General features: G+C 69.0%; 12 protein-coding genes and 1 tRNA gene. 3 read left to right on the top strand and 10 right to left on the bottom strand.

Annotated elements, in window-relative coordinates:
* Nucleotides 1-3 precede the first annotated feature (3 nt).
* From E0L93_RS05075 to E0L93_RS05050, 6 genes are all read right to left on the bottom strand, one after another.
* Nucleotides 4-1,116: a DegT/DnrJ/EryC1/StrS family aminotransferase gene (locus E0L93_RS05075; RefSeq protein ID WP_132689389.1), complete on the bottom strand. Its 1,113-nt coding sequence runs from the start codon at nucleotides 1,114-1,116 to the stop codon at nucleotides 4-6.
* Nucleotides 1,113-1,703, bottom strand: coding sequence for an acyltransferase (locus E0L93_RS05070; RefSeq protein WP_132689386.1), 591 nt, complete (start codon nucleotides 1,701-1,703; stop codon nucleotides 1,113-1,115). The genes E0L93_RS05075 and E0L93_RS05070 overlap by 4 nt, the downstream gene beginning before the upstream one ends.
* A 7-nt stretch (nucleotides 1,704-1,710) precedes the next feature.
* Nucleotides 1,711-3,036, bottom strand: a complete 1,326-nt coding sequence (locus E0L93_RS05065) for a nucleotide sugar dehydrogenase (RefSeq protein ID WP_132689384.1) — start codon at nucleotides 3,034-3,036, stop codon at nucleotides 1,711-1,713.
* Nucleotides 3,033-4,073, bottom strand: a complete 1,041-nt coding sequence (locus E0L93_RS05060) for a Gfo/Idh/MocA family protein (protein ID WP_132689381.1) — start codon at nucleotides 4,071-4,073, stop codon at nucleotides 3,033-3,035. Before E0L93_RS05060 ends, E0L93_RS05065 begins: the two co-directional genes overlap by 4 nt.
* Nucleotides 4,074-4,150: 77 nt before the next feature.
* Entirely contained in the window at nucleotides 4,151-4,870 is a 720-nt protein-coding gene (locus tag E0L93_RS05055) for a CpsD/CapB family tyrosine-protein kinase (protein ID WP_132689378.1), read from the bottom strand.
* Between the two features lies 1 nt (nucleotide 4,871).
* On the bottom strand, nucleotides 4,872-5,603 hold the full coding sequence (locus tag E0L93_RS05050) for a YveK family protein (protein WP_165874174.1): 732 nt from the start codon (nucleotides 5,601-5,603) through the stop codon (nucleotides 4,872-4,874).
* 158 nt (nucleotides 5,604-5,761) lie between these two features.
* On the opposite strand from E0L93_RS05050, the gene E0L93_RS05045 reads away from it, so the two are divergent.
* The 3 genes from E0L93_RS05045 (at nucleotide 5,762) to E0L93_RS05035 (ending at nucleotide 9,002) form a co-directional block, all read left to right on the top strand.
* Nucleotides 5,762-8,038: an O-antigen ligase family protein gene (locus E0L93_RS05045; RefSeq protein WP_243638116.1), complete on the top strand. Its 2,277-nt coding sequence runs from the start codon at nucleotides 5,762-5,764 to the stop codon at nucleotides 8,036-8,038.
* Between the two features lie 143 nt (nucleotides 8,039-8,181).
* Nucleotides 8,182-8,769 (top strand): hypothetical protein, encoded by a 588-nt coding sequence (locus E0L93_RS05040; protein WP_165874173.1) that lies wholly within the window; start codon nucleotides 8,182-8,184, stop codon nucleotides 8,767-8,769.
* A 160-nt stretch (nucleotides 8,770-8,929) separates the two neighbouring features.
* Nucleotides 8,930-9,002, top strand: a tRNA-Ala gene (locus tag E0L93_RS05035).
* Nucleotides 9,003-9,034: 32 nt separating this feature from the next.
* Here the strand turns inward: E0L93_RS05035 and E0L93_RS05030 are convergent.
* The 4 genes from E0L93_RS05030 to E0L93_RS05015 are packed head-to-tail and all read right to left on the bottom strand — an operon-like array spanning nucleotide 9,035 to nucleotide 13,432.
* Nucleotides 9,035-9,250 (bottom strand): hypothetical protein, encoded by a 216-nt coding sequence (locus E0L93_RS05030; protein WP_132689368.1) that lies wholly within the window; start codon nucleotides 9,248-9,250, stop codon nucleotides 9,035-9,037.
* 33 nt (nucleotides 9,251-9,283) lie between these two features.
* Complete coding sequence (locus E0L93_RS05025) at nucleotides 9,284-10,297, bottom strand: LLM class flavin-dependent oxidoreductase (RefSeq protein WP_132689365.1); 1,014 nt, start codon at nucleotides 10,295-10,297, stop codon at nucleotides 9,284-9,286.
* A gap of 34 nt (nucleotides 10,298-10,331) precedes the next feature.
* Nucleotides 10,332-11,231, bottom strand: coding sequence for an LLM class flavin-dependent oxidoreductase (locus E0L93_RS05020; RefSeq protein ID WP_132689362.1), 900 nt, complete (start codon nucleotides 11,229-11,231; stop codon nucleotides 10,332-10,334).
* Nucleotides 11,228-13,432, bottom strand: a complete 2,205-nt coding sequence (locus E0L93_RS05015) for an LLM class flavin-dependent oxidoreductase (RefSeq protein WP_424511420.1) — start codon at nucleotides 13,430-13,432, stop codon at nucleotides 11,228-11,230. Before E0L93_RS05015 ends, E0L93_RS05020 begins: the two co-directional genes overlap by 4 nt.
* Nucleotides 13,433-13,548: the final 116 nt, after the last annotated feature.

Raw genomic sequence — 13,548 nt, 5'->3', positions numbered from 1 at the left:
GGCTCATTTCAGGGCTTCGCGCAAAGAGTCAACAACCTGCTCTTGTACCGTCCGCGCCATCTGCGGCCAGATCGGCAGGCTGAGCACCTCGCCGGAAGCAGCCTCGGTCGCGGGCAGCTCGTAGCCCGAAGCCGCGTACACGGGCAGCAGATGCACCGGTACCGGGTAGTAGACCATCGTGCCGACACCGGCCTCCGCGAGCCGCTCGCGTACGGCGTCCCGACCTCCGTCCCGGACCCGGACGGTGTACTGGTGGTAGACGTGTCGGATATGCGAAGCCTCGTAAGGCGTCTCGACTCCGGAAACATCAGCCAGCATCTCTCCGTAACGTCGGGCGGCTGCCCGCCGGCCTTCGTTCCACTCGTCTATGTGCGCTAGCTTCACCCGTAAGATGGCGGCTTGCAACGCGTCGAGCCGGGAGTTGTACCCTATGGTCTCATTGTGGTACTTCTTCTTCGCGCCGTGAGTCCTCAGCATGCGCGCCTGCTCCGCGACATCGTCGTCGTCCGTCGCGATGAGCCCGCCGTCGCCGTAGGCCCCGAGGTTCTTCGAGGGAAAGAAGGAGAAAGCTCCGGCGTCGCCGATGGAGCCGAGCTTCCTCCCCCGGTACTCCCCGCCGAATGCCTGAGCCACGTCTTCGACCACCACGAGCCGGTTGTCTCTAGCGATGGCCCGGATCCGGTCCATCTGAACGGCCTGGCCGAAGAGGTGGACCGGCAGGATCGCCCGGGTGCGGGACGTGATCCTCTCTTCGATCCGCTCCGGAGCGACGTTGTACGTTCGAGGGTCTATGTCCGCAAAGACGGGCGTGGCTCCGACCAGGCTTACCGCCTCGGCGGTGGCGAAGAAGGTGAAAGATGGGACGATAACCTCGTCGCCGCTGCCGATACCGAGCGCCCGCAGCGCGATAACCAGGGCATCAGTACCCGAGTTCACCCCCACAGCGTGCCGCACACCCAGATACTCCGCCGCCTCGCGCTCGAAGCCCTCGACCTCCGGGCCCATGATGAACTGTCCTGAACGCAGTACTCGCTGCACGGCGGCGTTGATCTCGTCCCAGAGCGCTTCGATCTCGACCGAGAGGTCGAGCATCGGTATCTTCCCGGTCTTGCTCACCGCGCGGGCTCCTTCCGCCGGGCGCAGGTTTCGCCGCTCTTTTCGTATTCCTTGCCGCACGCGGCGCAGACGGCCGTGTCTCCGCTGAACCGCAGTGGAACCCCGCACTCGCAAGTCCACCCGACGACTCTGCCCGGTACGCCGGCGACGAGCGCGTAGGGTGGCACGTCCCGTGTTACCACCGCGCCCGCCGCCACGAAAGCCCACTCCCCGATCGTAACGCCGCAGACCACCGTAGCGTTGGCCCCGATGCTCGCCCCGCGCCGCACCCGCGTCGGGGCGTAGTCCTCGCTCGTGTTGCGCGGGTAGGCCGCTCGAGGAGTCTTTACGTTGGTGAACACCATGCTCGGGCCGCAGAACACGTGGTCTTCGAGGACTACGCCTTCGTAGACCGAGACGTTGTTCTGGATCTTGCAGCCACTGCCGATCCGGACGTTGCCGGCGACCATCACGTTCTGTCCGAGCGTGCACTCCTCCCCGATGACCGCGCCCCCCATCACGTGGCAGAAGTGCCAGATCCTGGTGCCCCGACCGATGCTAGCCCCCTCGTCTATGTAGGCGGACTCGTGCGCGTAGTAGTCGTTCAACGGAGCCTCACAGGAGCGTAACCTTGCCGTTCGACTCTATTCCGCGCGTGACGTTGCGGGTGTCCAGGACCAGCGGCGCGAGCTCGACCACCCGCCGGTAGTCCACGTCGCTGTGGGCGGTGGTTATGATCACCAGGTCGGAGCCCCGCAGCGCTTCATCGGTCAGCTCCACGCTCTCGATATCCAGGTCTCCTTCCCGAACAGCCGGAACTCGCGCGTCGTGGAAGCTCACCCGCGCCCCCGACTCCCGGAGCTGCCGGTACACGGGAATCGCCGGCGACTCGCGGTGGTCGCCGATGTCGGGCTTGTAGGCCATACCCAGGAGCAAGATGCTGGAGCCGTTGAGGGGTTTCCTCTCCCGGTTGAGCACCCGCGCAGCCTTGTCCACCACGAACTCGGGCATCTTGCGGTTGGTCTCGCCGGCCAGAGCGATAAAGTGGGTCTGGAAGTCGTACTCGCGCGCCTTCCACTCCAGGTAGTGCGGGTCCAGCGGTATGCAGTGTCCGCCGACCCCGGGACCGGGGTAGAACGGCATGATGCCGAACGGCTTGGTGAAGGCCGCGTCCAGGACCTCCCAAACGTCCAGGCCCATGCGGTCGCAGAGCATGGCGACCTCGTTGGCGAGTGCGATGTTTACGGCCCGGAAGGTGTTCTCGTAGACCTTGACCAGCTCGGCGGCCTTCGCGCTGCTCACCGGCACCAGGTGCTCGATAGTCTCCCCGTAGAAACCGAGGGCCACCTCCAGGCTCACGGGATCGCTTGCCCCGACCACCTTCCGCGTGTTTTTGGTCGTATACCGTTTGTTGCCGGGATCCACGCGCTCCGGGGAGTAGGCCAGGAAGAAGTCGGAGCCGGCCCGGAGACCGCTCTGCTCCAGGATGGGCTTCATGACCTCTTCGGTGGTTCCGGGGTAGGTGGTGGACTCCAGGCTGACCAGTTGCCCGGGACGCAGGTAGCGAGCTACCTTGCGCGTTACGCCCCGTACGTACTGTAGATCCGGCGTCAGGTTCTTGGTCAAGGGGGTGGGGACGCATATGACTATTACGTCCAGCTCGGCTACCGCCTCCAGAGAAGTGGTGGTCGAAACCAACCCGCGCTCGACCACGTCGCGCAGCTCATCGCCACTGACGTCATCGATGTAGCTCTCGCCCCGGGCGACCATCCCCGTGCGCTCCGACTTGCGGTCTATACCGACGACCTTGAAGCCGCTCCTCGCCTTCTCTACGAGCAGGGGCAAGCCCACGTAGCCGAGACCTACGACACCGACCGTAGCCGTGCGGGTTCTGAACTTGCCCAGCGTATCCTGGACAAGAGAACTCGTGCCGGTGGTCATCCGCCAGACTCCCTGGCCAACAGCGTAGACTGCAGGGATACAGCCTGGCCACCGGCGCTCAACGAATGCTGCAGGGCCTCCAGGGCTCGCACCACACGGAGGCCGCTGTGACCGTCGCTGCGCGGCTGCTTGCGCTCTGCCAGACACTCGGCGAAGTGCTCGCACTCCAGCCTCAGTGGTTCGTCGTTGGGAACGTAGGGCATTACTATGTCCCCGAAGCGGAGGTTCAGGTATTCACCGTAAGACCGGTACTCGGGTGCCTCCGCTCCCTTGTCGTAGATCTTGAGCTTGCCGTCCCGGGCCATGTCGTCGAAGACTGCCATCTTCTTGCTGCCCACGACGGTGATCTTGCGCTCCTTGTGAGGGTCCAGCCAGCTGACGTGGAGGTGAGCAAGCTTGCCGTCGGCGAAACGCAGGGTGCCGAAGACTACGTCTTCTACCTCCCCGCCCAGGTAAGAGTGGCCTACGGCGCGAACCTCCACCGGCTCCTGTCCCAGAAGGTAGGTGATAAGGGAGAGGTCGTGCGGAGCCAGTGACCACAAGGCGTTCTCGTTGCGGCGGATCACGCCGAGGTTGAGCCGGTGGGTGTATACGTAGAAGATCTCGCCGAGCTCTCCGGCTTCGATGGTCTCCTTTAGCCGGGTGACGGCGGGATGGTACTCCAGTAGGTGCCCCGTCATCAGGACCCGGTCCCGCTCGGAGGCCAGCTCTACCAGCTCTTCCGCGTCCGAGGCGGCGAGCGCCAGAGGCTTCTCTACGAAGACGTCCTTGTTGGCCAGCAGGGCTCGCCGGGCGAGGTCGGCGTGGGTCGGAGCCGGCGAAGCAACTACTACCGCTCCGAGATCTCTGTCGTCCAGAAGTTCCTGGAAGTTCCCGGTAAAGCGCGTCTGCGGATATGAGTGGGCCAGCTTCGCCCGTTTCTCGTCGTCAAGATCGCACGCGTATCTCACCTTGAGTTGCGACACGCGGCTCAGGCTCCTGAGCAGGTTTGGACCCCAGTAACCGAGTCCGACTACCCCTACCTCCAGCGCAGACATCCTCTCCTTCCAACTCTCCGTGTCCGCGCATTCAACCGGCGCGGCACTCGATATTTGCAGTACGGACGCCCCACGTATTATTTGTACGTGTACCCGCCATAACCGTAGCGGTAGTAGCCGCCCTTGCCGCCGCGGACGTTGTTCATTACGGTGCCGATGATGTTGGCTCCGACGGCCTCCAGGCTGTGCAGGCTCTTGCGCAGGGCTCCTTTGCCGGTGCTGTGGGCGTCCAGGACGAGCATTACCCCGTCTCCCTGGGTGGAGATCACGACCGGGTCGGAGACCAGGCCGACCGGCGGGGCGTCTATGAGCACGTAGTCGAACTCCGCCCGCACCCGGGCGACGAACTCTGCGAACCGCTGGGAGCTGAGCAGCTCGGCCGGGTTGGGCGGGATGGGACCGCACGTCAGCACGTTCAGACCAACCAGGACCTCCTGCATCGTGTCCGGCAGGCTCCGCTTGCCCACCAGCACGTCCACTACGCCCCAGACGTTGCGCAGCCCGAAGAACCGGTGCATCACGGGGCGGCGGAAGTCGCAGTCCAGGATCAGGGTATTCTTGTTCGCCTGCGCCAGCACCACGCCCAGGTTGGCGCAGGTGGTGCTCTTGCCCTCTCCGGGGCCCGGAGAGGTGAACGTGACCACCTTCAGCGGGTCGTCTACCAGGGCGTAGAGCAGGTTGGTCCGCAGCGTGCGGTACGCCTCCGCGGCGGGCCCCTCCGGGTCCAGGATGGTGACCAGCCGGCCCGAGAGGTCCTCTTCCCGCTCGCTGCGCTTCTTGCGGCGCGAGATGATCATCTCATTTCCCCTTCCTGCGCACGGCCTCGAACCGCGGGATGATACCGTAGTTCGGCACGCGCGAGAACTCCTCCAACTCCTCGGGCGAGCGCCAGCTGTCGTCGAGGTACTCCAGGAGGACGGCCAGCGCCACACCCAGTATCAGGCCCAGCATCAGCGCCAGGAGCCCGTTGCGGACCGGGTTGGGGCTCACGGGGTCTTCCGGCACGGAGGAGCGCTCCCACACCGTGGCGGTTATGGCGTTGGCGCTGGGGCTCACCTCGGCGACCTGCTCGGAGAACACGTCCCCGACGGTGTTGGCCACGAGCTGGGCCCGCTGCGGGTCCGGGTCCTGGTAGAACACCTGGATGACCTGGGTGTTGGGGATCTGCTCGACCCTCATGTTCTCCAGGAACTCCTCGGGCGTCACGCCCAGATCCAGCTCCTCGATGACCGCCGCGGCCACCGTCTGCGTGTTGACTATCTCGGCTATCGTCTGGGTGAGCTGCTGCAGGCCCGTGGCCTGCGTGGGGTCTTCGGTGATGCCCCGCTCCTGGCCGACCAGGATCTTTATGGAGCCCTCGTAGTGTGGCGTCTGCAGCAGGCTGTAGCCCGCAGCGACGCCGGTGAAGACGATGGAGACGAGCAGGATCACCCACAGCCGCCGCCAGAGAACCTGGAGCAGGTCTCTGAGGGAGATCACGTACTCCTCGTCTCTGGCGGCGGGTTCGCTTCCCGGTCTATCGCTGATCATCTGTGGCGCACACCTTCTAAACATCTGGAGCGGTAGGGAAGCAGGTGGGCCTCGATCCCATCCGCCCTGGTTCCACAGTGCCGTAGTGTAGACATTATGTGCACGAAAGTCTACGATGCGCCGTAGATTTTCCAGGAGCAGCATCGAAGTCAAGACGCGTGAAGGATGCTTTCGGCAAGATAACGAATAATAGCAACGACGACCGGCTCCTCCCCACGGCGGTGCTCGTAGCCGTGGCGCTGCTCGTCCCGTGGATGGGGCTCTTCGGAGCCGGATACTTCCCCGGGCAGTGGACGGTGGCCGCCGGGATAACGGCGCTCCTGGTGCTCCTGGCTTCGCTGGCCGGGCTCTGCCCGCCCCTCCGGCGTGACTGGAGCGGGATAGCGCTGGCCCTCTTTACCGCCTTCGCGGCGTGGACCGCCCTCTCCATGCTCTGGTCGCCGAACGCAGGGGACGCGTGGGTGGGCACCGGGCAGACCCTGCTCTACCTCATGGCGTTCTGGATTGTGCTGGCCATGCTCGGGGCGGGGGCGTCCCGGCGCCGGGTGCTGGCGGCGACGGCGCTCGGCCCTGCGGCGGTGGCGGCCTTCACGCTGCTGATGCTGCCCGCCCATACGGAGGACCTCTTCGAGTACGGCCGCCTGCTCGGCACCGCCGGCTACGCCAACGGGCAGGCGGCCTTCCTGCTGGTGCCGTTCTGGGCCGCTATCTATCTCGCTGCCTCCCGGCGCGTGCATCCGCTCCTGCGCGGACTCTTGCTCGCCGGGGCGGCGCTGAGCCTGAACCTGGCGGTCCTGACCCAGTCGCGCGGGGCCATGGTCTCCCTGGGGGTCTCTTTATTGGTCTACTTCGCGCTCTCCGGCCAGCGCCTGCGGGGGTTTGTGGCCCTGCTCCCCGCCGCCCTGGCACTGGCGGCGGCCTTCCCGGATCTGAACGAGGTATACCAAGCGTTCCTGCGGGAGGAAGCCGCCGGAGCGGCCCTCTCCGCTGCGCTCCCGAAGATCTGGCTGGGAGCGGCGGCGGCCGGGCTCTACGGGCTGCTCTGGGGCGCGGCCGATAGCAACTGGCGTCTCTCGACCGTCGCGACACGCGTCCTGGGGAGCCTGGTGCTAGCCGGGGTCATCGTCGCCACGGTGGTCGCCGGAGCGGCGGCGCTCGAACGCGTCGGGGACCCCGTCGGGTGGGCCGAAAGCCGCTGGGAGGCGTTCAAGTCCAACGACCCGGCCGGCCACGAGCAGAGCCGCTACCTGAGCATCTCCGGCTCGGGCCGCTACACGCTCTGGCAGGTGGCCTGGCGGGACTTCGCGGAGAACCCGATCACAGGGGTGGGCACGCACAACTACGAGGCGACCTTCTACCAGCTGCGGGAGCGGGGGGGCTTCTGGGTGCGCCAGCCGCACATGCTGCCGCTGGAGGTGCTGGCCGAGCGCGGCGCGGTGGGCGGGGCGCTCTTTCTGGGCTTCCTCGCGGTCTGCGCGGCCGGCGGGCTGTGGGCCAGATTCCGGGAGCTGAACCCGCAGGGCAAGGCTCAGGTCGGGGCCCTGCTGGCCTGCGTCGCCTACTGGTTCGTGCACTCCGGCGCCGAGTGGTTCTGGCAGATGCCGGCGATCACGCTGCCGGCGATCTTCTACCTGGCGCTGCTCGCGGGCCCCTGGGGCCGCAGCAACGCCTCCGCCTCCGGCTGGACCGCGCGGGCGGCGGGGCTGGTCGCCTCGATCCTGACGCTCGCCGCCGTGATCCCGCTGTATGCGGCCGACCACTACGTGCAGCGCAGCTACGCCGCCGAGAGCCCGCAGGAAGCGCTGGAGCTCGTCGAGCGGGCCCAGCGCTTCGACCCGCTCAACCCGCGGCTGGCCCAGCGCGAGGCCGAGCTGGCGATGAGCGCGGGCGACTGGGAGCGGGTCGAGCTCTCCTACCGCCGGGCCATCGAGCTGAACCCGGAGCACTACGCGCCCTACATGTTCCTCGCCGACTTCTACGAGCGGCGCGGCGAGCTGGAGAAGGCCCTGGAGATGTATCAGGAGGCGCTGCGGCGGAACCCGCTGGACTCCGACCTCAACCGGAGAGCCGTCCACCTCGCCTACCAGACCGGCGTCGAGTCGGTGGAGGTAGGGCTCCGGCACCGGGGCGAGGAGCGGGCCGGGCTCACCGCGGAGGTGGCGAGGAGCGCCGCGGACCATCCCGTAGCGCTCCGGCCGGGGACCCTCCTGATCCTGCCGGCCAACACGGTCGGCGAGCTTAGGCTGCGCGGCGCCGGAGCGCCGGTGGACGTGGCGCTCGCGGACTCCGCCGGGTCCATCCTGCGCGTGGAGCGCGGCGTCTCCGGGTCCGTGAGCGAGGACCAGCCCTACCGCCTCGTCCTCGCCGCCGAGAGCGGCTTCTTCGACAGAGCCGGGATAGGGGCGGAGGACCGGATCGTGCTCGCGCGGTCGTAGGGCGGCGGCCGGAGCAGATTTCTCTTTTTTCCGCTTCCAACGGACTTTTTTGCGCCGTTTGCCCTTGACGCGGGCAGCCGGACTGGCGTAGTCTTACTTAAACAAAGATAACAAATTTCCGCAAAGCTTCAGGGAGGGAAATCATGGGGCCGGCAATCAGAGTCAATTACGTCATGGTAGCGCTTGTGTTCGCCGTCGCAGCCATGCTCGGGGTGGCAGCCGCTGCCGGAGCCCAGCAGCCCGCCGGGGATCAGTACGCGGCCCCCGCGCCGCCTCCCGGACCGGCCGAAGAGAGCCAGTGCGTGGTTCCGAACGACACGGACGGGATCGTCAACGCGGGCGACGTGATCGAGTGCGAAGGCGACTTCGCGGTGACACCGGGCGCCTCCGTGGTCCTGCAGGACGGAGATGGCACCCAGGGCACCTTCATCGACGGTACGAACGCCAACATCTCGGCCGGGAGCCTGATCATCGAGGTCACCGCCGACCCGATCAATGTACACGGCGGGGACGGCGTGCTCAACACCGAGGGGCTCTTCGTGGTCTCCGTAACGGGCGTCGCGCCTACCGAGGCGCAGGTGCCGACCACCGAGGCGGAGGCGGCCGTGCTGCCGGCGGACTTCCTCCCGTTTACCGGCGGGCTCCAGGGCATCCTGGTGGCGCTGAGCTCGGTGGCCTTCGTCAGCGCCGGGCTGATCATGCTCCGCCGTCTCAACCGGCGAACGGGCTAGGGAGAGCTGCGCCGATCGCGAAGAGGCCCGGCCCCGTGGGGCCGGGCCTCTTCGTCCGTGCCGGATCAGCGAAGCACCGCGCCCCTGACCCGCTCGCAGAGAGTAACACCGGCCAAAGGCTGACGGCCGCAGAACAATGTGTTACGATATGCGGGTCGGAGGGGCCGTAGCTCAGCCGGGAGAGCGCTGCCTTCGCATGGCAGAGGTCGGGGGTTCGAGTCCCCCCGGCTCCACTCATAAAACCCCTGCATCTTCCGGGGATGCACTAGCCGCCGGTCTGCCGGCGTCCCTTGATCCCGAGGTAGGCGAGGTAGGCGCCGATGGCGAGCGAGACGGCTATGATCGGCAGGTGCAGCAAGGCCAGGTAGGGGTCGCTCTGCAGGTCGTTGGCGTACCACGTGTAGCCGCGGGTGACCCAGAAGAAGAGCATCACGATCCCCATCCCCAGCAGCAGGTTGCACTGTCGCCTCGAGAGCTTCATGGCGAACGTCAGTTTAGCAGAGCCGCCCCTTGCCTACCGCCCGTCTCCCAGGCCGAAGGCCTCTGCCAGGAGCTCGTAGGAGCGGAGCCTGGCCCCGTGGTCGTAGACCATGGTGGTGACCATGACCTCGTCGGCACCGGTGCTCTCCGCCATCCCGGTGAGACGCTCCCTGACGGACTCCGGGTCGCCCACGACCTGCATGGAGCGGTAGCTCTCCAGCAGCCGCCGCTCCGCCGGGCTGTAGGGGTAGGAGAGCGCCTCCTCGGGGCTCGGCAGCGGGCCGGGCTTGCCGGTGCGCATCCTCACCCAGGCGAGGCCCATGGAGGAGGCGAGCTCCCCGGCCCTCTCCTCCGTCTCGGCGCAGACGACAGAAGCGGCGAGGATGGCGTGGGGCTCGGGGAAGCTCTCCGAGGGGCTGAAGTGCTCGCGGTAGGCGAGCATGGGCGGGGCGGGGTTCACGGGGCTGAAGTGGGAGGCGAAGGCGTAGCCGAGGCCCATCTCCCCGGCCGCCTTCGCGGAGTAGCCGCTCGAGCCGAGAAGCCAGATGGGGGGCAGCTCCACGTCGTCGGGCACGGCCCTGACGGAGGCGAAGGGGTGGCCCTCCGGGAAGCCCTCGCCGGCGAAGGCCAGCAGCTCGCCGAAGAGCTGCGGGAAGTCGTCGGCCTCCGCCCCAAGGCCCCTGCGCAGCGCCGCGGCGGTAACGGGGTCGGTGCCCGGGGCACGCCCTATCCCGAGATCTACCCGCCCGGGGTGCAACGCCTCGAGCAGCCGGAAGGTCTCGACGACCTTCAGCGGGGCGTGGTTGGGGAGCATGATGCCGCCGGCCCCGACCCGGATGCGGGAGGTCGCGCCGGCCACGTGCCCGATCATGACCTCCGGCGCGGGGCTCGCAACGCTCGGGAGGTTGTGGTGCTCGGCGAGCCAGTAGCGGGCGTAGCCGAGCCGGTCGGCGAGCCGGGCGAGCTCCAGGGTGTTGCGCAGGGCGCGGGAGGAGCCGGACCCGGCGCTGACCGGGGAGAGATCCAGTACCGAGAGCGCCGGGGTCATCCTTTCCGACCTCCTGAGTGTGCCGGCACTCCGCTCACCGGGCGCGCCCGGCGGCGACCAGCTCGCGGGTGGCGGGGGCGACCTCGGAGGCGAAGAGCTCGATCGGGGCGGCGTCGTCGGCCATCAGGATAAAGCCGCTCACGCCGTGCTCGAGCGAGATCTCCGCGAGCTCCTCGGCCCACTGCCGCGGCGGCCCGACGAGGAGGGAGCCCCGGGAGGGCTGGAACTGCCCCGAGATATTGAGCAGGCGGCGCACGGCGGAGGGGTCGCGCCCGGCGGAGGCCGCTCCCTCGTCGATGCGCCGGTTCATCTCCGCGAGGTTGGCGGGGCCGCCGGAGAGGTAGGGGAGTGAGGGTACCCACCCGTCGGCCATCCGCCCGGTGAGGCGCAGCATCCTGGGCCCGTACGCCCCGACCCATATCCCGATGCCGTGGGCGGGGGCGGGGCCGCGCTTGGCGCCCTTGAGGCTGTAGTACTCGCCGTCGAAGCGCGCCCCGCCGCGCTTCTCCGTGTCCCACAGCTCGCGGATGATCCCGATGGCCTCCCCGAGCGCCTCCACGGACTGCCCCGGCGTCAGCCGGCGCCCGCCCATGGCCTCGATCGCGTCCCAGAACCCCCCGGCCCCGAGCCCCAGCTCGAACCTCCCGCCGGAGAGCAGGTCCAGGCTCGCCGCCGCGCGGGCCAGAACCGCCGGGTGCCGGAGGGGCAGGTTGATCACGTTCCCGCTCAGCCGGACCCGCTCGGTGCGCGCGGCGACGTAGGAGAGCAGCGTCCAGGTGTCGAGGAAGGCCGGCTGGTAGGGATGGTCCTGGAAGGTCACCAGGTCCAGCCCCGCCCGCTCGGCGGCCACCGCCAGCTCGACCGCGTGCGTGGGGGGCCGGGCCGCGGGGGTTATGAAGGCTCCGAAGAGCAGGTCGTGTCCGTAGTCCGTCATCCCTGTCTCCTCTCTGCCGGGGGGATGTTGAAGTTGTCGCGGAAGACGTTCTCCGGATCGTAGCGTCCCTTGAGCTCGCGCAGGCGCTCCAGCACCCCGGGCGGGAACGCCTCCCGCAGGCGCTCCGGGCGCCGGTCGGTCTCAAAGCTTAGGTAGGTGCCCTCGAAGTGGGTGCGCATCGCGTCCCATGCCGCGTCCAGGCGCTCCGGGCTCGCCCCGAACGCGGCGACGTGGAAGTTAGCCGACCGGCCGGCGTAGGCGGTCGCCTCCGGCGCGACGTCAGAGACCGCCCCGCCGACCGACCGGATCTGGAAGAAGTACGCCGCCCCGCTCCGCAGCAGCATCTCCGCCGCGGCGGCGAACCGCGGCGTGATGTGCCGGATGAGGCCGGAGCGCGCTACCGGCTCGCCCCGGGCCTCGTGGTAGCTCCCCTGCGCGTTGGCCATGACGCTCGCGTACGGGGTGATGACGGCGCTCTGGTCGTACACGGGCGCCGCCCGGGCCACGGGCTCGAGCTGCCCGGCGACGACCTCCGGCCGGTCGGAGTCGACGACCGCAAACACCTGCGCCACCGCCGGCCGTCCGGGCCGCTGCGCCCCCAGGATTATGAAGCTGGTGAGGTCCCGCGGCGCCACCTCGACCGCCGCGCCCCACCGCCGGAGGAGCCCCGCCGTGTCGCTCGCGTCCACCAGGAACTGCCCCCAGCCGACCTCCCCGACCTCGTAGGCCTCGAACTCGAACGAGGTGACGATGCCGAAGTTCGCGCCCGCGCCCCGGACGGCCCAGAAGAGGTCCGGGTTCTCCTCGCCGCCGGCGCGGACCACCGAGCCGTCGGCGAGCACCATCTCCACGGCGCGCAGGCGGTCTATGGTGAGGCCGCGCTTGCGCGCGAGCCAGCCGATGCCGCCGGCGGTCGCGAGCCCGCCGACCCCCACGCCGCCGTAGTCCCCCGAGCTGAGCCCCCACCCGTACGGGGCGAGCGCCGCGGCCACGTCCATCCAGCGCGCCCCCGGCCCGAGGCGCACCCGCCGGCTCGCCTCGTCGAGGACTTCGATGCCGTCCATCTTAGAGAGGTCTATGACGATGCCGCCCCTGTTGGTGGACCGGCCGCTTATGCCGTGCCCGCCGCTGCGGATTCCGAGCGGCACCTCGGGGTGGGAGCGGGCGAAGGCGAGGGCCTCGGCTACCTGCTCCGGGCTCCCGGCCCGCAAAACGAGCCCCGGCGCCCCGCCGCGCAGGTAGGTGGACCTGACGCGCGCGTAGGCGGGGTCTCCGGGCTCCACCGCGTTCTCTCCGAGCGAGGCGGGGATGCGGCCGTAGTCGATGCCGGGCTGGCGCCTGGCCCGCACCCAGGCGGGACGCACGGCGGGCCCCGAGGGCGCCCCGGCGAGCTCGCGCCCGGCGGCCTCGCGCAGCGCCGGGACGACCTCGCGGGCGAACCGCTCCATACCCTCCGCACCGTCCGTGGCGAGGACGAGGGTCCCGACGCCCTCCTCGATCACGAGCGGGAGGAGGTCTTCGACCCACGCCCCGGGCGGCCCGTCGAGGAACCCGCCGCGCTCCCCGGAGAACCGCCCCGAGATGTTCAGGAGGCGCCGGATCTCGCGCGGGTCCCTCCCCGCTTCGCGCGCGGTCTCGTCGAGGAGCCCGTTCGCGGCCCGTATCCCGCCGGCCTTGATCCGCCCGAGCGTCGCCACCCAGCCGTCGGCCTTGCGTCCCGCGAGCCGCAGCATCGGGGGATCGTGGGCCTCCACGTGTACCGGCACGTAGCGCTCCGGCGCGGGTCCGCGCCGGGCGCCCCGGACGCGGTAGTGCTCGCCCTCGAACCTCAGCGGGCCCCGCTCCCCGGCGTCGAGGAGCCCCCGGATTATGTCTATGGCCTCCCCCAGCGCCGCGGCCTCCTCCCCGGCCCCGAGCCCCAGCTCGAGCCTCCCGCCGGAGAGCAGGTCCAGGCTCGCCGCCGCGCGGGCCAGAACCGCCGGCGTCGCGCACGGCACGTGCGCCCCGACGCGCACCCGGTCCGTCCGGCCCGCGACCCACGACGCGAGGGTCCAGGCGTCGAGGGATCTTCCGGGCGCATCCCGGAACGTCACCACGTCGTACCCCAGCTCCTCGGCCCGCCGCGCGAACGCGGCCGCCCCCTCTGGCAACACCGGAGGGATCGTGATCCCGAACTCCAGACGATGGCCGTAACCCAAAATCTCTTAGAGGCTCCTCTCCGGTAGATATCTACCGGGCGATTGTACCGCGCTGGCCGGTGTATCAACCAATAACTGCGGGACGTACGAGCCGGTCACGGCTGCCTCTCCCGGGCCAG

The organism is Rubrobacter taiwanensis (genome assembly GCF_004337705.1).
GTDB classification, from domain to species: Bacteria; Actinomycetota; Rubrobacteria; order Rubrobacterales; family Rubrobacteraceae; genus Rubrobacter_C; species Rubrobacter_C taiwanensis.
This window is presented reverse-complemented; position numbering and strand designations above follow the sequence as displayed.